Raw genomic sequence first — 20,742 nt, forward strand, 5'->3', positions numbered from 1 at the left:
TTTTCTTTTTACTCCTCGTCTTCGTGAAACTCCACTACTCCGATGTATGGAAGATTCCGATATTTCTGTGCGTAATCCAGACCGTAGCCTACGACGAACTCGTCCGGGATATCAAAGCAGGTATAATCTACTTTGACATCGCGCACTCTGCGCTCCGGCTTGTCGAGCAGAGTACACAGGTGTACGGATTTCGGATTTCTCTTTTTCAGGATGTCGATCAGATAGTAAAGCGTTCTTCCGGAATCGATGATATCCTCCACAATCAGAACGTCTTTTCCTTCCAGCGGCTGATCCAGGTCTTTTACAATACGGACAACTCCGCTGGACTTGGTGTCATCGCCGTAACTTGATACGGACATAAAGTCAAGGCTTACCGGCACTGTGATGCGTTTTGCCAGCTCGCACATAAAGAATACGCCGCCTTTTAAAACGCAGATCAGGTGCACTTCCTTTCCTGCGTAATCGCGGTTGATCTGGTCTGCTACTTCTTTAATTCGTCTGTCTACTTCTTCTTCGCTTAATAATACTCTGATTGTCTCTTTCATCTGTTTTCCTCCTTACCAACGCCAATCTGTATCTGCAGAACTGCTTTCGTGTCTTCCCCGACACGGCCGCTCTCTCCTCTGCGATACCCCACGACCCACCAGATCTCCGGTCCGTCGGCGAGCAGCAGAATGGAATCCCGCTCCTCTTTCGGTATCTTGGCATCAATCATATAATCTTTTAGTTTCTTTTTCCCGCCTTTTGCGGTTACTCTCAGATAATCTCCGCTTCTTCTCGTGCGGAGGACAAGACCGTCTTTTATTTTATCACAGTCAAAGCATTTCGTATACTTTTTTTCTTCAATTCTTTCGGGAAAAACCGATGTTTTTTTCACAATCGTGACTGGATTTTCTGCAAATGCGAGACTTTTTTCCTCTTCCCACCCGGCCGGAACCGGAATTGGAACTTCTTCGCCGCTTTTCCTTTTCCGTTCTTCTTTTAAATGCACTCCCTGCTTTTCCAGGCGGAGCGTCTCGTATCCGCGCACGGCGGTGATTCCATACGGCAGGCAGACACTTTTTCCGACCTGCTTTTCAAAAAGTTCCCGCACAGATTCCAGATGCTCCCTGGTAAGATCCTTCCGTTTTCCCGCCAGCTGTTCCAGAACGCGCCGGATCACGTAGCGCTGCAGAAGAGGCGCTTCGCTGCTCACCGCATCACGCAGCACAACCGCATTTTTCTCTGCGGATGCATACCGCTCCATCAGCTGATCCGTCTGCTGCTCCAGATATTCCTCCGTTTCCAGCAGGTCCAGCGATGTCTGTGCCATATGCGCGGCGGCACGCGGATTGACCTCTTCGGTCAGATACGGCAGCACATGGTGGCGGATTCCGTTCCTCGTGTAAGCATCCTCTGCATTCGTGCTGTCCTCACACCAGGAACACTTCCGGCTTTCCAGTTCCTGCCGGATCTCTTTTCGTCCGACGCAGAGAAGCGGACGGATCACATTCCCCCGCACGGGGCGTAAGGAGGCAAGTCCGGCCAGCGACGTTCCCCGTGCCAGGTGATGCAGCATCGTCTCCGCAACGTCATCCTGGTGATGGGCGAGCGCAATTTTCACTGCCCCCTGCTCCTTTGCGCACGCTGCAAAAACTTCCTGCCGCGCCGCGCGTCCCGCCTCCTCCGTCGAGAGATGCTTTTCTTTTGCGATCTTCTCCACGGGACAGGAATAGAGATAGAACGGAACATCATATTCCCGGCACAGATTTTCTGCAAATGCCGCATCCCGCCCGGCTTCCGCGCCGCGCAGGTTATGGTTGACGTGGACAGCCAGCAGCGAAAAGCCAAGCGGCTCCTGCAGTTCCCGCAGCAGATGAAACAGGCAGACGGAATCCGCGCCGCCGGAGAGGCCGAGCAGCACGCGTTCGCCTGCCGTTACCATATGATACTGTTCCATAAAGGCTCTTACTTTCTCTCGCATCCTTCGTTTTTACTCCTATTTTTTCCAGATTCTGGCGACCAGAACCGTCATATCATCCCGTGCGCGGCAGCCGCCGAGGCGCAGCACGCGTTCCAAAAGCTCCCGGGCAAATTCCCGCGGCTCGCTGTTTTTCACTTCGAGAAGAAGCTGCTTCATCTGCTCCGTCCTGTCCCCGGGCAGCGCGTCCAGCACTCCGTCCGTCATCATCACAAGGTAATCACCGTCGTACAGCTTTTTCGTTGTGGTATCAAAATCCGTCTGGGAAACGAGACCTGCGGCAAGACTGGTCGACTCCACAACCTCCACCCACGTATCCCGCCTAAGGAACGTCGGCGATGCACCTCCTTTCAAAAAGCTGCAGACGCCTGTGTAGAGATTAATCGAAGCAACATCAAACGTGGAAAACATCCCTTCCTTTGGCTGCAGCAGAAGCATCGAATTGATCATCCGTGCCGCCATGATCCGCGGGAATCCGGCGCGCAGGAACTGTTCAAACAGCTCCACCACCGTCTCGCTCTCCCTGTTTGCCTCGATCCCAGAACCCATGCCGTCCGACAGGCAGAGGACAAACTGGCCGTTTTCGCAGAGCACACTGTAATTGTCCCCGGAGATACTCTCCTGCTCCTTGGTGATGCGTCCCACACCGTAGAGAACCTGGAATTTCACATCCTCCTGAAACAGCACCGTCTGGTATTCTCCGCTTAAGACCTGTGCCCCGTCGCGTACCGCAACCATCGGGATTCCGCACAGGGAACCGATCAGTTCCGCCGTCTGGCGAAGCGTGATCCGGCAGTGACGGCCCGCTTTGACCGTCATATAGATCTGTAAATGCTCTTTCGGCCGCTCCTGGAGCCAGATTTTCTGGACGAAAGCCCCTTTTTTCTTCATCTGGCGGCAGATTTTTTCCGAGAGCTCGTCCGGCAGACTGTTGAGGCTGTACAGATCACACGCGGCACGGTCCATAATCCCGGCGACTTCACTTAACTGTTCTGCCACCACGCGGCGGCTCTCCGCCACACGCCCCGACCAGAGCGCCGTCTGGCGTTCCTGCTGGTAGCGGTTCCAGAACAGTTCCAGAAAGCGGGAGCCGTTCAGGCAGGAGGCGTTCCATTCGCCTTTTGCACGGCTGATCTCGTCCTCATCCCCGTCGGCGATTGTCTGAAGAAGTTCCTGGCACCGCTCGCGCGTCAGGTTTCCGTACTGCTCCCAGCACCACGACGCCTTCGCACAGCGGCTACAGACTTCCTGCTGTTCTTTTTCCAGAATCTTGTCCACCCGGCCCGTCTCCGGCATCACACTTTTTGACGGCATCTGGTAAAAGCTCTCTGCCAGAACGCGGAACGAATCGGCGTAGTGCTCCATCTGCAGTTTCTGCGGATGATTGTCATAGACGGCCGCTTCCCGGCGGCTTCTTCTGGCTTCCAAAAAAATTTTAGCCATGTCCCCTGCTGACAGCAATGCGCCGATCAGGAACATGGCAATGATCCACTCCGGCATGTTCCGCTCCTCCTCTCTTTGTTCTGGACTTCAAAGGGGACTGCGAAATCATGCCCTTTCTTTATCTGTTTTGTTTATTTCGACTGGGATTCTTTAAATAAAATCTCATTATCCTTTACCATGCCAAGTTTTTCTCTTGCCGTTTTTTCTATGTACTCATCGGTCTGCATGTATTCTTTCAAGGCGGTAATATCATCGGTGCGCTGCTTCTCCTCTTCAATCTGGCTGTCCAGACCGGAAAGACGGGATGCATTTGCATTGACCTTCTGCTGAAGGCTGATTCCCTTTACGGTAAGGACTGCAACCAGGCAACACAGGACTACGGTAATTGAGAACTCTGTTGTACGGCTCTTCTTTCTGACTTTTTTCTTTCGGCCAGAATTCTTTTCTTTCATTCTTTTCTTTACCCTTGCTTTCTATTTTCCAACCGTCTGCAGCCAAACTATCTGTTGTTTTTCGTCCGCAGACTTGTTTCTTTTGTTCTTACATGTGTAGTTACATCTTACCGTTCTTCCCATGAAATTTCAACCTTTTTCTCCGTTTTTTCATACTTTTTACCAGCCATTTTCCTGGAAAAGCGAGGATTCGCCCTGCTTTTTTGATTCCCTTTGCCAGAAGTTCCGGAAGAAAGCGTCCAAACGATGCGTGGTACAACGCAGCGCCCCCAAGGATGCCGCCAAACAGATACCCGCGGAGAATGCCGCTGTTCTCTCCGTAAATCCGTACAAACAGATACAGCGCTGCCGCAATCCAGTAGCAGAGGTCCTCTGCTGATACCGCTGCATGGCTGTGGCGGATCAGTTTCCGCGCTGTCCTGATCAGATCGTACCAGAACCCCAGGACTGCCCCCTGCCAGATGGAACAGGCGAGCAGAATCAGCTCCCGGGTGACATACGCACTCATTTTTACCGGAACAGCCGCGCAAGCGCAGACCCCTTCTTCTGCAGCGGCCCATGTTCCGTATAGACCAGGCTGTCAATGCTGCCTTCGATATCCGCCTCTCCCTTTTCCAGCTCCAGGCGGCCCACATGCAGCTCTTTTCCGCGGATGGTAAGAACACCGCAGACGGTCACGAGCAGAACTTCGTTCTCATCAAAGCTTTTCACATCCTGCACGCCGCCAAGAGAAAGTGTTTTCCGCTGTTCCAGTAAAAGGCGGTGCGCCTGTTCGTTCATCTCTCCCATGCAAAAAACCTCCATACAATGGTCTATACACCCATTATATGAAGGTTTTCTCTTTTTATTCGCTGCACATGAATCCTGCCGCACTTCTTATAAGTAGCGGTAAAGCTCCTGTGCTTCTTCTTTTTTCACGGTTTCCTGCACATTCAGCACTTCTACCCTGACGGATTTACTTCCGAACTGAATTTCCAGTACATCTCCTGCCTTGACCTGTGCGGATGCTTTTGCCGGTCTGTCGTTGACGAGGACACGGCCTGCATCACAGGCTTCATTGGCTACGGTACGCCGCTTGATCAGTCTTGATACTTTTAAAAATTTATCTAAGCGCATAGATTTTTACTTAGTTCATCATGTCCTTTAAAGCTTTTCCTGCTTTGAATTTCGGAGTTTTGGAAGCTTTGATTTCCATGGTCTCGCCAGTCTGCGGATTTCTTCCTTCTCTTGCTGCTCTTTCGGATACTTCGAAGGTACCAAAGCCTACCAGCTGAACTTTCTCACCTTTCTTTAATTCTTCAGATACTACATCGATAAATGCTTTTAAAGCAGCCTCTGCATCTTTTTTGGATAAATTTGTCTGCTCAGCCATAGCTGCAACTAATTCTGTTTTGTTCATGAGTTTTACTCCTCCTGTATCTTACATTTGTTTTTTACATGGTACGCGGGCCCGCTGATACACACGACCTGCCCTGCCGGCTGTTTTTCTTCCGGATGATCAGTCTGTTACGTTGACCGGCTTTTTCGCGTAGCTGTATATATTTATATACTAATGCGTCTCTCTTGTCAAGAAAAAAGTCCCCCATACCAGCGGTTTTATGGCGATTTCTGCCCAAAACAGACTCTTTTCCACCGCACGGTTAAAAGAAGGATCCCTTAACAAACCGCAGCCAGTCTGCCTGCTGCGCATTGAGTGTTTTTAGTTTCTCCGTATTCCGCCCGGATATCCACGATTTTCTGCTTCCGTAGTAGCGGTTTGCCAGTTTCCAGTATTTCCACGGATAGGAAAGATAGAGGCGGAGTGTCTCGATTTCCCCCTCATCGAGCGGCCGTCTGGCGCTGTAGGCGTTTAAAATCCGTTCTGCCGCGCGCTCGCTCCAGCCGTGTTTTTCCAGAATTTTCCGCATAAAATAGCCAAGATCTGCCACCTGGAGATCGAAGTTCCACTTGTCGAAATTGACCGCCGTTTCGCCTCTGCCGTTTTCCAGCAGAATATTGTGCTGGCTGAATTCCCCGTGGCAGACGGCGCCTTCTTCGTCCGCCCGCTGCCGCAGTTTTTCATAGGAAGAAGCTTTCATTTCCGCGGCCGCCCGCTCTCCCTGTTCCAGATACGGACCGGCGCTTGCCAACAGCAGTTTTTCGAACTCATTTTTCTTCTTTTTTGTCTGCAAATACTTTCGGATCTTTCGAATTTCCACATTGTGGCGGATGCACTCCTCCACGATGGATTCCCTCCGGTATTCCATTTTCACCGGCAGATGAGCTGCCGTATGTAGCCGCGCCAGCGCGTCCGAGGCGCGGATAAGATCCTCACTGTTTCCCGTCTCACATTCCCGGCCCGGGTACCAGTTCCGCACAATGTACGTTCCTCCGTCGTCCCCGCGCGTTGCAAGCGCTCCCTCTTCGTTCCGCAGAATCTGATCGCACCGCAGGAGCCCCGACTCCGTGATGCGGCACTGTAGAAGATACCGCTGCTCCAGTTTTTCCGCCGCCGTCCCGAACTCGCTGATCAGCTTATCCCCCTGTTCGGTGTGGCACAATAAAGCGCCCCGCACCCGCATTGTGCCGGAAGCCGTAAGACCGTAATGGGACAGCACACTCAATCCATAATCATACAAGAGCCTGACTCCTTTCCCTGTTGTGATCGTTTTTGGGGTCACGATTCAATGTATGCGTATCCGCCCTGTGCCATGCATACTGGTTTCTGTTTTTTCTTTCATCCCAAAAGCAATGTTGAAAGTGTTTTCTTTTTCTCTTATTTTATTGTTTTTAATTTCACCGCATGGTAAAATATTCCAAACTTGACAGGATGAAAAACACCTGTTATGGGGTTCTCTAAAATCATTTTATTTTAAGGAGGGTTTTTATGATTTTCTTACCACAGCCATCTTCCCTTTCCTACGGAGAGGGCACCTTTACAATTCACTATGACAGCCGCATTTTTCTCGATTCCGAGAGCCCGGCTGAGCTTTTTTCTGCCGCACAGCTTCTGCAGCAGGAGATTGAGACACAGACGGGATTCCGTCCTGCCATCTGCCGCCGTCATCAGCCGGTGGGATCACACCTGATCTATCTGACTGCCTCTCCGGAATTATCCCGTGAGGCTTATACCCTCGCTGTCACACCGGAAAACATCACGATCTGCGGATCTCTGGAAAGCGGCGTTCTCTACGGCGTGCAGACACTCCGTCAGATGATCCGCCAGGCAGGTGCTGTTCTTCCAACCGTCCTGATCTCCGACAAACCGGCCATGGAAAACCGCGGCTTCTACCACGATGCGACCCGCGGACGTGTTCCGACGCTTTCCTATCTGAAACAGCTTGCCGACACCTTGAGCTTCTATAAAATCAATCAGCTTCAGCTCTACATCGAGCACAGCTATCTCTTCGACGATCTGACCGAGATGTGGCGCGACGATACGCCGCTCACTGCAGAGGACATCCTCGAGCTGGACCGCTACTGCAAGGGACTTGGCATTGATCTCGTTCCGTCGCTTGCAAGCTTCGGCCATCTGTACAAGCTGCTCTGCACGAAATCGTATGCACATCTGTGCGAACTGGAAGGCTCTGCTTCGGCTCCGTTCTCCTTCTATGACCGCCAGGCGCACCATACGCTCGATATCACAAACCCGGAGAGCCTCTCCCTTGCCAAACACATTCTTTCCGAATATATGCAGCTCTTCTCCTCGAAGTATTTCAATCTCTGCGCGGATGAAACGTTTGACCTTGGAAAAGGGGCTTCCCGCGCACTCGCCGAGGAAAAGGGAACCACCGTCATCTACACCGAGTTTGTGACAGAGCTTGCCAACTATATCACTGAATCCGGCCGCACGCCGATGTTCTGGAGTGATGTCATCAGCCAGGAGCCGGAAGTTTATCATCTCCTGCCGAAGAACCTGATCTGCCTCCACTGGGATTATGCGTCAAATGTTTCATCGGAGCGTCTGACCCGCCTTGCCAATTCCGGTGCCGAGCATCTGTATGTGTGCCCGGGCGTACAGGGATGGAACCAGCTCATCAACAAGTATCATGAGGCGTATGAAAACATTTCCAGAATGGCGCGCTACGGCCACGAATGCCATGCGATGGGACTTCTGAACACTGACTGGGGCGATTACGGCCACATCAATCACCCGGACTTCTCCCGCATCGGCATGATCTACGGCGCGGCGTTCTCCTGGAATGCAGACATTCTGCCGGAGGAGGAAATCAACCGCCAGATTTCCGTGCTGGAATTTGGTGATGCTTCCGGAAAACTCGTTTCCGTGCTCGATCTTCTCTGCCATCAGGATGCGTATCCGTGGCGCACTGCCGTTATGGTACAGGAAGCACTCGAACTGCATCAGGACAAAGAAGAGGCTGCCGAACTGCTCCGCTCCTGCGCGGAAGGCGATGCGGATGCAGCAAATGCTTCAATCGACGCGCTCTGCGCCGTTCTGTACGAGAAAGCCGGCACCGTCCGCCCGGAGAACCGTCCGATGATCTATGCGTACCTGCTCGCCGCAGACGGCCTGAAAGTGCTGAACCGCCTGCTGCCGTTCCTGCGCGCTTCCCTTCTTTCCGAGGGTACTCTGCCGGAGAAAGAAGACTGTTTTGCACTCGCCGGAGATCTCGAACGGTGGCTGCACAGCTATAAAGAGCTGTGGCGCACCGTCTCCAAGGAGAGCGAACTGTACCGCATTGCCCATGTGTTCTGCTGGTATGCGGATCTGCTGCGTGATCTGAACGCATAAAACCAGCAAAAAACAAAAGAGAGCCGGGGACGGATTGTTCTGTCCCCGGCTCTCTTTTGTTTGCCGTTTTGGCTTTACAGCAGTGTTTTTACGTACTCTGTCAGGTATTCTTTTGTATTCTTCGCCGGATCTTTCATCACTTCTTCCAGCGCCGCGTTCAGGCATTCGCCGATTTTCGGGCCTTTTGGGACACCGAGTTCCATCAGATCTTTGCCGGAAACGGCCAGCATTTTCAACGTAAAGCAGTCGCCGTTATCGAGAATTTCTCTGACGCACTCCCTTACCTTTCCGATCCGTTCCAGGGTTTTCTCCCGCTGGTACAGGCTTTTGGCCATCGTATCGGCTTCCTGCACGATCATCAGTTTTTCGAACAGCTCCGGGCCGAGTTTGTTCAGAATACGGCGGATCACCGGTTTCTCCGGAGCCATGCGGCAGTCATGCCAGCGGATCAATGCTGCGACCTGGCGGATGGTTTCGTTGTCGAATTTCAGACGGCGCAGAATCGCTTTCGCCATTTTCTCCCCCGCCGGTGCGTGGCCTTTAAAATGATCGATGCCGGCCTCATCCGTTGTGCGGCACGCCGGTTTTGCAATGTCGTGGAGCAGCATCGTCCAGCGCAGAATCGGATCTGCCGGAACGTGCTGCAGAGCGGCAATCGTGTGCTCACCAACATTATAACAGTGGTGCGGATTGTTCTGCGGCGTTTTCATCAGTTCATCAAACTCCGGCAGCACAATTTTTGTAATACCCGCCTCATAGACGGCCTCCATGTACTCCGGCCGCTTCGAGATCAGCAGTTTATTCAGTTCCACACGGATCCGCTCGGCGCTGATTTTTTCAAGCGTCGGCGCGAGTGCTATGATGGCATCCAGTGTTGCCGGATCGAGTTTGAAGCCGAGCTGTGCGGAAAAGCGGAGGGCACGCAGGATCCGCAGTGCATCCTCACTGAACCGCTCGGTCGGATTTCCGACACAGCGGATGACTTTGCGCTGTAAATCCCTGATTCCATCGAACAGATCCACAAGCCCCTCTTCGTTGTTGTATGCCATCGCATTGATCGTAAAATCACGGCGGCGCAGATCCTCGGCGAGGCTGGAGGTAAAGACCACTTCTTTCGGATGGCGGCCGTCCTCATACTCTCCGTCGATGCGGTACGTCGTGACCTCGTGCGCGCCGCTTCCGGCCAGAACTGTTACCGTTCCGTGCTCCAGTCCCGTATCCACGGTGCGGTCAAAAATTTCTTTTACCTGCTGTGGGGAAGCAGAGGTTGTAATATCCCAGTCGTCCGGCTCCCGCGCAAGAATCGTATCGCGCACACAGCCTCCGACCGCGTACGCCTCGAAGCCTTTCGCATGTAGGGAATCGATTACCATATTTACGCTTGGCGGCATTTTTATCTTCAAATTTGTTATCTCCTTTTTCTAAATCTGCTTTTCCAGTATAGCAGTTTCCTTTTTTTCCCGCAAGTGTGGTTGCGGTTGTATTTTGGGGATTGCATGTGTATAATAGAGGTTAATAAAATTCGAAAGGGGATTTACATTTTTATGAAACTGGATCGTTACCGAAAATATGTCCGGACCGGCGTTACTGCCTTTCTGGTACTTGCAGCGTCCATGATTTTTTACTACCTGCTCTTCCACCAGACTTCTGTGCGGACCGCCTTTCACAATGTCCTCGACATTCTCTCCCCCCTGATTGCAGCCCTGATTCTCGCCTATGTGATCAGCCCGATCATTAACTTCATAGAACAGCGGATCATCGCCAGACTCTTTGCCCGGCACGGAAAAACACAGTCGGTACGCTGCAAAAAGCTTGTGCGGGCGCTTTTGATTCTTCTGACGTACGTCGCCATGCTTTTCGCGCTGTACGGACTCATTGCGACCCTGATCCCGGAGCTGTTCTCAAGTATCACAAACATTGTCTCCAACTTCTCCAACTACGCAAACAACATTCAGGATTTTGCCACAAAAGTGCTGGCGAATTACCCGGAGATGCAGCAGACGGCAGACCAGTACATCTCCATGTTCTCCGCAAAGCTTTCCAACTGGCTGACCAATGACCTGATGCCGATGCTCCGTACGTTCCTTCTGAACCTCTCCGGACAGCTCGTCAACATGGTTACGTTTTTCAAAAATATTCTGCTTGGCGCGATCGTTGCGATCTACATGCTGTACAACAAGGAAAGCTACATTGCCAAGCTGAAAAAAGCAGTCTACGCGCTGCTCGGTCTGGATCACGGAAATGCCGTGATCCGCGACTGCCAGTATGTGAACCAGGAATTCAGCGGATTCCTCGTTGGAAAAGTCATCGATTCGATCATCATCGGTGCCATCTGCTATCTTGTGACGAGCCTGATCGGCACCCCGTACGCACTGCTGGTCAGCGTAATCATCGGTGTGACGAATATCATTCCGTTTTTCGGCCCGTTCCTCGGCGCCGTTCCGTGTCTTCTGCTGATCCTTCTGATCGACCCTCTGCAGGCACTGTATTTCCTGATTTTCGTCGTTCTCCTGCAGCAGTTTGACGGAAACTTCTTAGGACCGAAAATCCTCGGCGAGACGACCGGCGTGTCCAGCTTCCTTATCATCATCTCGATTCTGATCGGCGGCGGCTTCTGGGGTGTCTTTGGCATGATCATCGCCGTTCCGGTCTGTGCCATTATCTGCACGGTCTGCCGCAACTTCGCCAACCGTCGTCTTGAAAAACATCACCTGCCGGATGACGATGCGTTTTACTTCCACATGGACCACATTGATCCGGAAACGAGACAGGCGATCCCATATCAGAAAAAGAAGATCGACGAGGCCGAAGTCTTCCACTTCCCGGGCTACCGGCTGCGCAAAGCGCTGACAAAGCTGGCCACGGAAGAGTCTCCGGTTGATGCGCCGTATACACCGGCAAAGCCTTCGACCGAAGAGAAAAACTCAGATTCTTCCGATTCCGATCAAAAATAAATCGTATCTTACAAAAATGCCTTCTGTGCAGACTGTTTCCATTCTGCACAGAAGGCATTTTTTTATTTTTGCTTTTTATTTCTCGATTACAACCGTGCTGAGTGTCTCTGCTGGAAGATCGACACGCATGATATGTCCGTTGACACGCAGGAAGCAGCCGGAATCCTCTTTTGTGCGGTTCAGCAGGATCACAACGTAGCTTCCGTCTGGATTGACTGCGGCCGTTACATCCAGGTTTGCTCCGTATTTGCTCCAGCCGATGCGTTTTGCACCCGGAGCAATATATTTGGAAATATGGCCGATATAGTGGTACATGATCGGTTTGCGGTAATGGAAATCATCATCCACAATCAGACCTGAGGTGAATCCCATCGGTACGTGGCGCGGGCCGCCGTCTTTGTCTACGAGGAAGTTCCAGTCGATCCAGCGGTTCATGCCGGCGTTCAGGTTTCCGATCATATCGTGTGCATAATCTGCGGCGTCAAGGTAATCGACGTACTCTGGTGTCTGGAAGTTCACCGGTCCGAAACCACCGCCGCCAAAACCTATTCTGCCCGGCATGTGAAGGGCACAGCACTCGGAAAGCATGAAGGTTTTGTCCGGGTATTTCTGTTTCATCAGCTCAACAGCCTCGAAGTGGTCGCCGGAATACCAATGGAATGCGATACCGGCTACCATGTCCATGGTCTCCTCGTCAAGGACGGTCAGAACGTGCTCGATCATACGCTCTTTGTTGTGATCCCAGATGAAGATGCCGATCTTGTCCGTCAGGCCTGCTTTTTTCATCTCCGGATACAGATAATCTTTCAGGTAGGTTTTGGACTCTTCCGGTGTCCATACGCAGCTGTCCCAGGTGGTAGCCGCTACGGTCTCGTTCTGCAGGCTCAGCATCGTCACCGGGATTCCCTCATCGAGGTATGCCTGCAGATATTTTACGACGTATTTTGCCCAGCTTCCGTAATACTCCGGTTTCAGGCTGCCGCCGTGGTTTCTCTGCGGAATCTCTTCCGGAACCGGCATTCCCATTGCACCGTAAACAGCAGCATCATTCTTTGCGATCTTCGGTGCAGTTTTCCACTGATACGGCGGAGACCACGGGCTCATCAAAACACTGATCGGCTCTGCGGAGATTTCGATGGCTTTTTTCAGCATCGGAAGGACATATTTGCGGTCGCGGTCGATCGAGAAGGTTGCCAGATCCGGGTCTGCGATCGGGTCTGCGACTGCCTGATACTCCTCAAGGGAATAGTCACAGCTGTCGATCGGCACGCGGACAAATCTTGCATGAAGGCCGTCCGGTCCGAAAATATCCTGTAATGCCTGATTCTGTGTTTCCTCATCCATACGGGACAGCAGGTATGCGCTGCTCTCGGTCATGGCGCCGCCGAAGCCCTCGATGGTCTGGAACGCAAAGTCCGGATACAGGTTGATGACGTTCGACTCAATCATTTTTACGCTCTTGGACTCGTCTTCCGGTGCCAGCGCTTTTTCCCAGGTTTTTGCTTCCCCTTTTACATGGTACGTTGTAATCTGTTTTGCTTTCATTTTCCACACTCCATTTTTCACATGTTTTGCGGCATTTACTGAAAATCCGCTGTTTCATGCTTCCACTATACCATGCTCTCTTCTTCTTGTTTAGTGCCTTTTTCGGCAGAAAATTAGGGCATTTCCGCTTTTCTGATTCTTACCCACTGGCCCATCGGGCGGTCTCCTTTTTCCTTTTCATACCGCTTCTGCATTTCCTTCATGCTGCAGCCGTACCGCTCCTTAAACAGACGCGACACCGACTTGTAGTTTTCGCAGCCGTGTTTCGGCAGAAGTTCCATGATCCGCGCCTCGGGATGCTGCAGGTCGCGGCAGATCCGGTCGAGCCGGATTTCATACAGATACTGGTAGACCGTCAGACCGAGGTACCGTTTCAGAAGCTTCGACAGATAATTCGGCGTATAACCAAAGTGCTCCGCGACCTGCGCCACCGTCAGCTTTTTGGCGTAATGCTCCTCAATATACCGCATGACCTCGCGGATCTGCTGTACGGCCTTCTGATTCTGCGGAATGTGTTCTTTTCCGATCCGCACCGCATAGTCCACCAGTAAGCGGTACAGTGCTTCAAGAAGAAGGCTGTCGAATTTTAACTGATACCCTTCTTTCTGCGCACCGTACACCTCGTCCATCTCCCGGAGAACTGCTTTGAATTCTGCGAGTTTTTGTTTTTCCGCCTCACTGGCCGGTCTTTCATCCACAACAAAGTAAAGCTGATCGTAACGCTCCATGTACTGCAGCAGCATCTCGTACGGAACCTGCAGGACGATGGCCTGATTCGGATAGGCTGTCACGGCGTGGATCGTGCCGGAGTTGATGACGAGAAGTTCATCTGCCCCGATCTGCCGCTCGCCGCCGTCACCGAAACGCACTTTCAGACGGCCTTCCAGAAGATAAATGATCTCCAGATCGTTGTGCCAGTGCGGCGGGTTGCTGTAGCCGCCATCGTCGATGCTGTGGAAAAAGCGGATGCCGATATCCCCGTTTGCCGTAATCCATTCGAAATTGCTCTCCATGGTGCCCTCCCGTTTCTTGTCTTTTCGTGTATACAGACGAAGCGCGTCTGAACTTTCTGTTCGTTCAGGCGCGCTCCTTCTATTATCTTTTCTGCTACAGGGACATGGTAATTTCCCGCCCTGTGCGGTGGTATTTCTGAAAAGTGACTCCGGACGCCTTCATCATCCGTTTCGATGCGATCACGGACGGGGTGTCCGCGTACTTGTCGCAGTCGTAGATCACCGTTTTGATTCCCGCCTGGATAATCGCCTTGCAGCACTCGTTGCATGGGAACAATGTCACATACAGCTTTGCTCCCTCGAGGCTTCCGCCGCGGTAATTCAGGATGGCGTTCAGTTCACTGTGCGTTGTGTAAAGATACTTGTTTTCCAGCGGATTTTCACTTGTCTTTCCCCACGGGAACTCGTCGTCCGAGCAGCCTCTCGGGAAACCGTTGTATCCCATGGACAGAATCTTGTTGTCCTCGCTCACAATGCAGGCTCCCACCTGTGTGTGCGGATCCTTCGAGCGCATACCGGCAAGCTGGGCAACTGCCATGAAATATTCATCCCAGGAAATATAATCCTCTCGTTTATCGCTCATACCCATTTCCCCTGTGTTTTCTTAACGTACTTTGCTTCCGCTCTTATTTCGTACCGAAGATACGGTCTCCGGCATCGCCGAGGCCTGGTACAATGTAGCCGTGCTCGTTCAGATGGTCATCCAGTGCTCCGACGAAAACATCGACATCCGGGTGAACCTCATGCATTTTCTCGATTCCTTCCGGAGATGCGATGATGCACATGAAGTGGATCTTCTTTGCGCCTTTTTCTTTCAGCATGGTGATGGCTGCCGTTGCAGAACCGCCGGTTGCCAGCATCGGGTCGGTTACAAATACTTCACGGCTTGCGATGTCTGACGGAAGTTTGCAGTAATACTCAACCGGTGCCAGGGTTTCCGGATCACGGTACAGACCGATGTGTCCGATTTTTGCTGCCGGAATCATAGCCAGCATACCTTCTACCATACCAAGACCGGCACGGAGGATCGGCACAACTGCCATTTTCTTTCCTTCGAGCTCTTTTACGGTTGTTTTGCAGATCGGGGTTTCAATTTCAACGTCTGTGAGCGGCAGCTCTCTGGTTGCCTCGTAGCACATCAACATTGCAATCTCGCTGATCATCTCGCGGAACTCCTTGGAGCTTGTGTCTTTCTTTCTGATAATACCGATTTTGTGCTGGATCAGCGGGTGATCCATGATGACTGTTCTTGCCATTTTCCCTTCTCCTTTGTTTTGTTCAAAATTTATTCATTTTCGCCTTCATGCTCAATCAAGTGAATACGGCGTTCGTGACGCTCTTCTCCGGAAAATGGAGTGTTCAGGAAGGTTTCTACGATTTTGATTGCAAGGCCAGGGCCTACAACACGTCCTCCCATCGCCAGTACGTTGGCATCGTTGTGCAGGCGGGTTGCCTCTGCGCAGAAGCAGTCGGTGCAGAGTGCTGCACGGATTCCTTCCATTTTGTTTGCCGTGATAGAAATGCCGATTCCGGTTCCGCAGATCAGGATTCCCTTATCACACGTTCCGTTCTGGATCGCATGGCCTACTTTTCTGGCGTAAACCGGATAATCAACTGCCTCGTTGCTGTAGCATCCGAAGTCCTGATATTCCAGTCCCTGTTTGTCCAGATATGCTTTTACCTCCTGCATCAGCTCATATCCGCCGTGGTCGCATCCTAAAGCTATCATTGTTCTTCCTCCTCTTTCAGCCGCGCAAGAACACCTTCAATCAGGAATTCCAGCGCTTCATAACATTTTCCGTATTCGGTAAGCGGTTCCCCGTAAAGGGCGGGGATGTCTCCTGCCAGCCGCAGAAATCCGGCGATCGTCTGCAGATGGGGCGCATCCGGGAAGTCCTCACGGATCTTTTCCCTCTGACTGTCCTCCATCACAAGAAGCAGCGTGTCGTCGTTGATGTCCTCCGCGGTAAGCGGTGTGGTGGTGTGGTCTTTGGCCGAAAGCCCGTTGCGCGCAAGCACTGCCTCTACCTTCTGGTTGACCGGCTGCGGAAACAGAACGACAAGCCCGCGGGAACCAATTTCCATCGGCCACGGAAGCTCTTTGCTCTGCAGAATCGCCTTCGCCATCGGTGCGCGCGCGGTATCGTCCGCGTCCACAAATAAAATCCTGCTGTAATGTTTCACTGTTATACCTCTGCTACTTTGTGGCCTGCGGCTTTTAACAGGCGGTTCATGATCGCCTGCCCCATACGCGGGGTGTCGAAAGCCTCGGAATAAATCACTTCCACGCCGTCCTCATCGAAGTCGCGCAGAATCGCAAACAGGTGATGCGCGATCGTCTCATCTTCGGCGCGCAGCCCGATGCTCTTGATATCTCCTGTGGTGTACTGCTCCCGCGTCTCATCGGTGCAGATTACGCCCACTTTCTTTCCTGCCTTTTCCTGTTCTGCGGCAAGGCGGTTGATTTCCGGAATCACCCGTTCCATCTCGCCCTGGATAATCGTAAGGTCTGCCTTCGGCGCATAATGTTTGTAGCGCATGCCCGGTGCCTTCGGACGCACATGGCTGTCCTCCGCAAGGATTCCCGGATCGACACGCACGGTTCCAAGCACTTTTTCCAGCATCTCTTTGTTGTAATAGCCCGGGCGGAGAATCGTCGGAATCTCCTCTGTAAAATCGACGATGGTGGATTCGAGGCCGATCTCGGCGTCTCCTCCGTCGATGATACAGTCAATTTTGTCCCCAAGGTCCTCGATCACATGCTCGGCTTTCGTCGGGCTCGGCCGGCCTGATGTATTGGCGCTCGGCGCTGCGATGAAGCCGCCTCCGGCTAAGATCAGTGCGTTTGCCACTTTGTTGCTCGGGTAGCGCACGGCTACGGAGGTAAGGCCTCCCGTCGTCTCGAGCGGAACGGCATTTGTTTTCTCAAAAATCATCGTCAGCGGTCCCGGCCAGCATGCAGCTGCCAGTTTGCGTGCACTCTCCGGCACGTTTGCCGCTACGGTTTCGAGGTCCTCCATTCTTCCGATGTGGACGATCAGCGGGTTGTCCGACGGACGGCCCTTTGCCGCATAAATTTTCTCGGAAGCTTTGGCATCCAGCGCATTTCCGCCAAGACCATATACGGTCTCGGTCGGGAATGCCGCCAGACCGCCGTTTTTCAGAATCTCTCCTGCTTTTTCGATCGCGCTCTGATCTATGTTATCTTCTGTCATCCTGGCAATCCATGCCCTCATATGTTTCTTCCTTCTTTCCATCTGTTCCAGCGCACAGTGTTTCCATCTGCGCACACTGTTTTGATTATACCATTTTCCGGCGCAGTTGAAAACCCTTGATTTAAAGAAGCTCTTTTAACTGAGCCGTGCGGTACGCCTCGATCAGTTCCTTTAATTCACGGATGCGCTGCCGGATCTGCCGTCCCTGATCCGTATCGCCGACTAACTGGCGCTTCATGTTGTACCGCACCGCCACCTGGCGGGAGACAATATCCTTCTCCTCCTGGATTGCTTTTTCCGTCGATTCAAACGGCTCGTGCGCGGTGAGGCTGAGGCCGTATGAGTTGTAAATCAGCGTGTAACCCGCGATGCCGGTTTCTTTGTGGTACGCCCTGCAGAAGCCGCCGTCGATGATCAGCACCTTGCCGCCGCATTTGACCGGGCTTTCACCGGCACTCTGGTGTACCGGGACGTGGCCGTTGATAATATGTACATTTTCACCGGCAAGCCCGAACTCCTGTAAGATCCGGTCCGCCGTCTCCTCTTTCTCGATCAGGCGGTAATACGCGTTTTTCACCTCGGTCCAGGTCTCTTTTTCTGCGAGGAAATACCGCTCAAACGTCGTCATCTTGTCGCGGCCGTACAGCGGGGAATTCGGCGCGGTCCACAGATACCACAGCGTATTGCGGCCCTGCTCCCGTTTTTTCGGATCGCGGCTTACAAATGCGCGGCGCACGTTGTGCTCGAGGATATCGTACAGTGCTTTTCCCTTGTATTTCTTTCCGTCGACCTGCACCTCTTTTAAGGTGCCGTCCTCATTCATCGGCATGCAGCCGTGGTACAGCAGATTTCCATTGTAGACGCGGTAGAGGCTTCCTTTTTTGAGCAGGAAATCGACGTGCGCCTGCAGTTTTTCGCTGTTTCGGAAGGCGAAGATCAGCTTATCGAGCACTTCTGCCTCTTTTTCTGTCAGCTCGTCCGGATGCGCCGGGTCGATCGTCGGAAAGCTCTTGTCGCGCAGAGCATACGTTTTCTCCCCCATCGTCACCGTTCCGTTCTGGTAATCGATCTTTTCCAGCAGACGGCGGTTTTCCATGCCGTACTCCGGGTTCTCACGGATCAGACGGTTCTCGAGCTTTAACTGCATTACGGTGATGGCCTTGTGCATGCGGCGCTCCAGCATCTGCTGGGAATTTCCGCTGTCCTCGCCGCCTTTTGCGGCAAAGCATTCGCACGGATCATCGCCGTACGTCTCGAGAGCAAAGGTGGCAAGCGGAAGCATATTGATGCCGTAGCCGTCCTCCAGCACATCGAGATTGCCGTAGTGGAGGCAGATGCGGATCGTGCTGGCCACGCACGCCGGCTGGCCGGTCGCAGCGCCCATCCAGAGCACATCGTGGTTGCCCCACTGGATATCGAGGGAATGGTAATTCATCAGGCAGTCCATGATTTTATACGGCTCCGGACCGCGGTCAAAGATGTCGCCGATGATGTGGAGATGATCAACAACGAGCCGCTGAATCAGCTCTGCCACGGCAATGATGAAGTTCTCGGCGCTTCCGATTTCGAGGATAGTCTGGATGATCGCCTCGTAGTATGCTTCTTTGTCGAGCACCTCCGGCTTTTCGGTGATCAGCTCCTCGATGATATAGCCATAATCCGCCGGCAGGGCTTTCCGCACTTTGGCACGGGTGTATTTGGAAGAAACGATTTTGCAGACGTCGATCAGGCGGTACAGCATGACCTTGTACCAGTCATCGATGTCCTCCTGCTGCTTTTTCTCCATCTCCAGGCGCTCTCTCGGGTAATAGATAAGGGTTGCAAGCGCACGTTTTTCCGAAATGCCGAGCGTGTGGCCGAAGACATCGTCAATCTTCTTTCGCACGGCACCGGAACCGTTGCGGAGTACATGAGAAAAGGCTTCGTATTCGCCATGAATATCCGAAAGGAAATGCTCCGTGCCTTTGGGAAGGTTGATAACGGACTGCAGATTGATGATTTCGGTCGCTGCTTTTTCGATGGTCGGGTACAATTCTGCGAGATATTCCAGATAATTTTTTTCGTTTTCCATGAGGACCTCCTGCCTGGGTTGTTTTTTCTTATTTTATAACGAACTCCCCTTCGACACAACCCTTTTTCTTCTTTCGATACATCGGGTGCGTCCCCTCGTGGAAAATATAATAGCTCACATAATCTGTGAGAAAAATTCCCACTGCCGAGAGCAGATACCAGATCCCGAAAAACCACGGGCAGATCAGCCCATCGCAGAAGGAAAACGGCAGCGCACTGTAGTCCCACATACGGTAATGCAGCACCTGCAGGGAAAACATTCCCGAATACAGTTCAATGGCCGTAATCAGGACGGCGGATACCATCATCTGAAACGCCAGCGGAAAGCGGCGCAGCCCGGCGTCTTCCAGCATTCCGATTCCTGCAAGGGACAGTCCTCCGGCAATACCCATCAGGCGGAAGCTGTAACCCCGGTAGGTGACTTCGATGGCAATATAAATGCAGTAGCCCAAAAGAAAAAACAGCAGATACTTCTTCGCTTTCATTCGTTTTTCTCCCATTCTAATTGAGAATCTTTTCTCTTATTCCCAGTATCTCTGTCTTTTCTCTTTTTATCCGCTTGCATTTTTTCTTTTCCATGTTACAATACTTTCATGTTTCGAAAGAAGTTTCGAATAGAAAGGACAGAAAAAAGAATGGCATTTAACCCACTGAAGTTAATGGAATTAAAAAATCTGAGAGACCGTTTCGCCCAAAACCACCCGAAGTTCGTAAAATTCATGGGCGATCTCGCATCCTCGCAGATCGAGGAGGGAACGATTCTCGAAGTCACGGTGAAAAAACCGGACGGCCGAACGATGGTTTCCAATATCAAGGTGACTGCTTCGGATCTTGAAATGCTGCAGGCAATCAAACAGATGTAACATATTTTTCGTGGCAAAAAGCCGCTTTCGACGAGCGGCAGGCTTTTGGACACACGATATTCCTCGAGATACTGCGTCACCGTCTTTCCCGTCATTTTCCGGAAGCGGCGGCAGCAGACCTCGCGGGACAGATGCACTTGCTCACCAAGCTTTTCGAGCGAAATCACGGATTCTTACCATTACTCCGATGCATTCCTGACGATCGAAGCGCCGTTCTACTTCCTGCTCGGCCTTCTCGCCGTCTACCGCACCTCGATTCAGAGTATGCAGAACGGACGCGCACCGTTTGCCGCATGCATGGTCGAGCTTGTGATGCGTCTTGCTGCTACCGTCTGGCTGTCACGCTTCTTAGGCTACACTGCCGTCTGCATCGCAAGCCCGCTTGCCTGGTTCGGTGCAATTGCACTGCTAATTCCAGTCTACTATCGGATGATGATGAAGCCTGTAAAAACAGTGTAATCAAAATTGGTCCACCGGATATTGATATGCCTGGCA

23 protein-coding genes are annotated in these 20,742 nt (G+C 52.2%); 4 read left to right on the plus strand and 19 right to left on the minus strand.

Going from position 1 to position 20,742, the window contains the following annotated elements; all coding sequences use genetic code 11:
• Positions 1 to 8: 8 nt before the first annotated feature.
• The 9 genes from hpt to DWY63_RS04515 form a co-directional block, all read right to left on the minus strand.
• Positions 9 to 545, minus strand: coding sequence for a hypoxanthine phosphoribosyltransferase (gene hpt, locus DWY63_RS04475; protein WP_117801456.1), 537 nt, complete (start codon positions 543 to 545; stop codon positions 9 to 11).
• The gene (gene tilS / locus DWY63_RS04480) at positions 542 to 1,963 is read right to left on the minus strand and encodes a tRNA lysidine(34) synthetase TilS (RefSeq protein ID WP_117801457.1); all 1,422 of its coding nucleotides are present in this window, start codon (positions 1,961 to 1,963) and stop codon (positions 542 to 544) included. Before tilS ends, hpt begins: the two co-directional genes overlap by 4 nt.
• A 15-nt stretch (positions 1,964 to 1,978) precedes the next feature.
• On the minus strand, positions 1,979 to 3,460 hold the full coding sequence (locus DWY63_RS04485; protein ID WP_117801458.1) for a SpoIIE family protein phosphatase: 1,482 nt from the start codon (positions 3,458 to 3,460) through the stop codon (positions 1,979 to 1,981).
• A 74-nt stretch (positions 3,461 to 3,534) separates the two neighbouring features.
• A complete protein-coding gene (locus DWY63_RS04490; protein ID WP_117801459.1) occupies positions 3,535 to 3,855 on the minus strand; it encodes an FtsB family cell division protein in 321 nt (106 codons plus the stop codon).
• A gap of 100 nt (positions 3,856 to 3,955) precedes the next feature.
• Positions 3,956 to 4,363, minus strand: coding sequence for a spore cortex biosynthesis protein YabQ (gene yabQ, locus DWY63_RS04495; RefSeq protein ID WP_117801460.1), 408 nt, complete (start codon positions 4,361 to 4,363; stop codon positions 3,956 to 3,958).
• Positions 4,364 to 4,365: 2 nt separating this feature from the next.
• Positions 4,366 to 4,644 carry a sporulation protein YabP gene (gene yabP, locus DWY63_RS04500; RefSeq protein ID WP_330410109.1) on the minus strand — a complete coding sequence of 93 codons (279 nt, stop codon included), beginning with the start codon at positions 4,642 to 4,644 and terminating at the stop codon, positions 4,366 to 4,368.
• A gap of 87 nt (positions 4,645 to 4,731) precedes the next feature.
• Positions 4,732 to 4,971, minus strand: coding sequence for an RNA-binding S4 domain-containing protein (locus DWY63_RS04505; RefSeq protein WP_022462104.1), 240 nt, complete (start codon positions 4,969 to 4,971; stop codon positions 4,732 to 4,734).
• Positions 4,972 to 4,981: 10 nt separating this feature from the next.
• Positions 4,982 to 5,254, minus strand: a complete 273-nt coding sequence (locus tag DWY63_RS04510) for an HU family DNA-binding protein (protein ID WP_022462103.1) — start codon at positions 5,252 to 5,254, stop codon at positions 4,982 to 4,984.
• A 241-nt stretch (positions 5,255 to 5,495) separates the two neighbouring features.
• On the minus strand, positions 5,496 to 6,473 hold the full coding sequence (locus DWY63_RS04515) for a phosphotransferase (protein WP_117509466.1): 978 nt from the start codon (positions 6,471 to 6,473) through the stop codon (positions 5,496 to 5,498).
• Between the two features lie 248 nt (positions 6,474 to 6,721).
• Here DWY63_RS04515 and DWY63_RS04520 point away from each other — a divergent pair, with 248 nt between their 5' ends.
• Positions 6,722 to 8,587 carry a beta-N-acetylhexosaminidase gene (locus DWY63_RS04520; RefSeq protein ID WP_055218699.1) on the plus strand — a complete coding sequence of 622 codons (1,866 nt, stop codon included), beginning with the start codon at positions 6,722 to 6,724 and terminating at the stop codon, positions 8,585 to 8,587.
• A 74-nt stretch (positions 8,588 to 8,661) separates the two neighbouring features.
• Here DWY63_RS04520 and DWY63_RS04525 read toward each other — a convergent pair whose 3' ends face one another.
• Positions 8,662 to 9,990 carry a CCA tRNA nucleotidyltransferase gene (locus DWY63_RS04525; RefSeq protein ID WP_117801461.1) on the minus strand — a complete coding sequence of 443 codons (1,329 nt, stop codon included), beginning with the start codon at positions 9,988 to 9,990 and terminating at the stop codon, positions 8,662 to 8,664.
• A 141-nt stretch (positions 9,991 to 10,131) separates the two neighbouring features.
• Here DWY63_RS04525 and DWY63_RS04530 point away from each other — a divergent pair, with 141 nt between their 5' ends.
• A complete protein-coding gene (locus DWY63_RS04530; protein WP_158568320.1) occupies positions 10,132 to 11,541 on the plus strand; it encodes an AI-2E family transporter in 1,410 nt (469 codons plus the stop codon).
• A gap of 75 nt (positions 11,542 to 11,616) precedes the next feature.
• Here DWY63_RS04530 and DWY63_RS04535 read toward each other — a convergent pair whose 3' ends face one another.
• From DWY63_RS04535 to DWY63_RS04575, 9 genes are all read right to left on the minus strand, one after another.
• Positions 11,617 to 13,086 (minus strand): glycoside hydrolase family 30 protein, encoded by a 1,470-nt coding sequence (locus DWY63_RS04535; RefSeq protein ID WP_117801463.1) that lies wholly within the window; start codon positions 13,084 to 13,086, stop codon positions 11,617 to 11,619.
• Between the two features lie 113 nt (positions 13,087 to 13,199).
• Complete coding sequence (locus tag DWY63_RS04540) at positions 13,200 to 14,099, minus strand: AraC family transcriptional regulator (RefSeq protein WP_117801464.1); 900 nt, start codon at positions 14,097 to 14,099, stop codon at positions 13,200 to 13,202.
• A 94-nt stretch (positions 14,100 to 14,193) separates the two neighbouring features.
• Positions 14,194 to 14,682: a deoxycytidylate deaminase gene (locus DWY63_RS04545; RefSeq protein ID WP_022462096.1), complete on the minus strand. Its 489-nt coding sequence runs from the start codon at positions 14,680 to 14,682 to the stop codon at positions 14,194 to 14,196.
• 43 nt (positions 14,683 to 14,725) lie between these two features.
• On the minus strand, positions 14,726 to 15,355 hold the full coding sequence (gene upp / locus DWY63_RS04550) for a uracil phosphoribosyltransferase (protein ID WP_022462095.1): 630 nt from the start codon (positions 15,353 to 15,355) through the stop codon (positions 14,726 to 14,728).
• A gap of 29 nt (positions 15,356 to 15,384) precedes the next feature.
• Positions 15,385 to 15,828, minus strand: coding sequence for a ribose 5-phosphate isomerase B (gene rpiB, locus DWY63_RS04555; RefSeq protein WP_055218692.1), 444 nt, complete (start codon positions 15,826 to 15,828; stop codon positions 15,385 to 15,387).
• Positions 15,825 to 16,283 carry an arsenate reductase/protein-tyrosine-phosphatase family protein gene (locus tag DWY63_RS04560; RefSeq protein WP_055218690.1) on the minus strand — a complete coding sequence of 153 codons (459 nt, stop codon included), beginning with the start codon at positions 16,281 to 16,283 and terminating at the stop codon, positions 15,825 to 15,827. The genes rpiB and DWY63_RS04560 overlap by 4 nt, the downstream gene beginning before the upstream one ends.
• A gap of 2 nt (positions 16,284 to 16,285) precedes the next feature.
• Positions 16,286 to 17,335, minus strand: coding sequence for an L-threonylcarbamoyladenylate synthase (locus DWY63_RS04565; RefSeq protein WP_022462093.1), 1,050 nt, complete (start codon positions 17,333 to 17,335; stop codon positions 16,286 to 16,288).
• Positions 17,336 to 17,435: 100 nt separating this feature from the next.
• Positions 17,436 to 19,385, minus strand: a complete 1,950-nt coding sequence (locus DWY63_RS04570) for a fructose-1,6-bisphosphatase (RefSeq protein WP_117801465.1) — start codon at positions 19,383 to 19,385, stop codon at positions 17,436 to 17,438.
• 28 nt (positions 19,386 to 19,413) lie between these two features.
• Positions 19,414 to 19,869: a putative ABC transporter permease gene (locus DWY63_RS04575; RefSeq protein ID WP_158565816.1), complete on the minus strand. Its 456-nt coding sequence runs from the start codon at positions 19,867 to 19,869 to the stop codon at positions 19,414 to 19,416.
• Between the two features lie 150 nt (positions 19,870 to 20,019).
• Between DWY63_RS04575 and DWY63_RS04580 the strand changes: the two genes are divergently transcribed.
• A complete protein-coding gene (locus DWY63_RS04580) occupies positions 20,020 to 20,247 on the plus strand; it encodes a hypothetical protein (protein ID WP_117801467.1) in 228 nt (75 codons plus the stop codon).
• 45 nt (positions 20,248 to 20,292) lie between these two features.
• Positions 20,293 to 20,706: a hypothetical protein gene (locus tag DWY63_RS04585; protein WP_243001836.1), complete on the plus strand. Its 414-nt coding sequence runs from the start codon at positions 20,293 to 20,295 to the stop codon at positions 20,704 to 20,706.
• Positions 20,707 to 20,742: the final 36 nt, after the last annotated feature.

The organism is Blautia sp. AF26-2 (assembly GCF_003460955.1).
GTDB lineage: Bacteria > Bacillota > Clostridia > Lachnospirales > Lachnospiraceae > Fusicatenibacter > Fusicatenibacter saccharivorans.

Excerpts from the sequence above, each read along its gene's own strand:
- DWY63_RS04575 (WP_158565816.1), bottom strand. The coding sequence starts at position 19,869 with ATGAAAGCGAAGAAGTATCTGCTGTTTTTTCTTTTGGGCTACTGCATT.
- DWY63_RS04535 (WP_117801463.1), bottom strand. The coding sequence starts at position 13,086 with ATGAAAGCAAAACAGATTACAACGTACCATGTAAAAGGGGAAGCAAAA.
- yabQ (WP_117801460.1), bottom strand. The coding sequence starts at position 4,363 with ATGAGTGCGTATGTCACCCGGGAGCTGATTCTGCTCGCCTGTTCCATC.
- tilS (WP_117801457.1), bottom strand. The coding sequence starts at position 1,963 with ATGCGAGAGAAAGTAAGAGCCTTTATGGAACAGTATCATATGGTAACG.
- DWY63_RS04545 (WP_022462096.1), bottom strand. The coding sequence starts at position 14,682 with ATGAGCGATAAACGAGAGGATTATATTTCCTGGGATGAATATTTCATG.
- DWY63_RS04540 (WP_117801464.1), bottom strand. The coding sequence starts at position 14,099 with ATGGAGAGCAATTTCGAATGGATTACGGCAAACGGGGATATCGGCATC.
- DWY63_RS04520 (WP_055218699.1), top strand. The coding sequence starts at position 6,722 with ATGATTTTCTTACCACAGCCATCTTCCCTTTCCTACGGAGAGGGCACC.
- DWY63_RS04485 (WP_117801458.1), bottom strand. The coding sequence starts at position 3,460 with ATGCCGGAGTGGATCATTGCCATGTTCCTGATCGGCGCATTGCTGTCA.
- yabP (WP_330410109.1), bottom strand. The coding sequence starts at position 4,644 with ATGGGAGAGATGAACGAACAGGCGCACCGCCTTTTACTGGAACAGCGG.
- DWY63_RS04490 (WP_117801459.1), bottom strand. The coding sequence starts at position 3,855 with ATGAAAGAAAAGAATTCTGGCCGAAAGAAAAAAGTCAGAAAGAAGAGC.
- rpiB (WP_055218692.1), bottom strand. The coding sequence starts at position 15,828 with ATGATAGCTTTAGGATGCGACCACGGCGGATATGAGCTGATGCAGGAG.
- DWY63_RS04530 (WP_158568320.1), top strand. The coding sequence starts at position 10,132 with ATGAAACTGGATCGTTACCGAAAATATGTCCGGACCGGCGTTACTGCC.
- DWY63_RS04570 (WP_117801465.1), bottom strand. The coding sequence starts at position 19,385 with ATGGAAAACGAAAAAAATTATCTGGAATATCTCGCAGAATTGTACCCG.
- DWY63_RS04565 (WP_022462093.1), bottom strand. The coding sequence starts at position 17,335 with ATGAGGGCATGGATTGCCAGGATGACAGAAGATAACATAGATCAGAGC.
- upp (WP_022462095.1), bottom strand. The coding sequence starts at position 15,355 with ATGGCAAGAACAGTCATCATGGATCACCCGCTGATCCAGCACAAAATC.
- DWY63_RS04580 (WP_117801467.1), top strand. The coding sequence starts at position 20,020 with ATGGCATTTAACCCACTGAAGTTAATGGAATTAAAAAATCTGAGAGAC.
- DWY63_RS04505 (WP_022462104.1), bottom strand. The coding sequence starts at position 4,971 with ATGCGCTTAGATAAATTTTTAAAAGTATCAAGACTGATCAAGCGGCGT.
- hpt (WP_117801456.1), bottom strand. The coding sequence starts at position 545 with ATGAAAGAGACAATCAGAGTATTATTAAGCGAAGAAGAAGTAGACAGA.
- DWY63_RS04510 (WP_022462103.1), bottom strand. The coding sequence starts at position 5,254 with ATGAACAAAACAGAATTAGTTGCAGCTATGGCTGAGCAGACAAATTTA.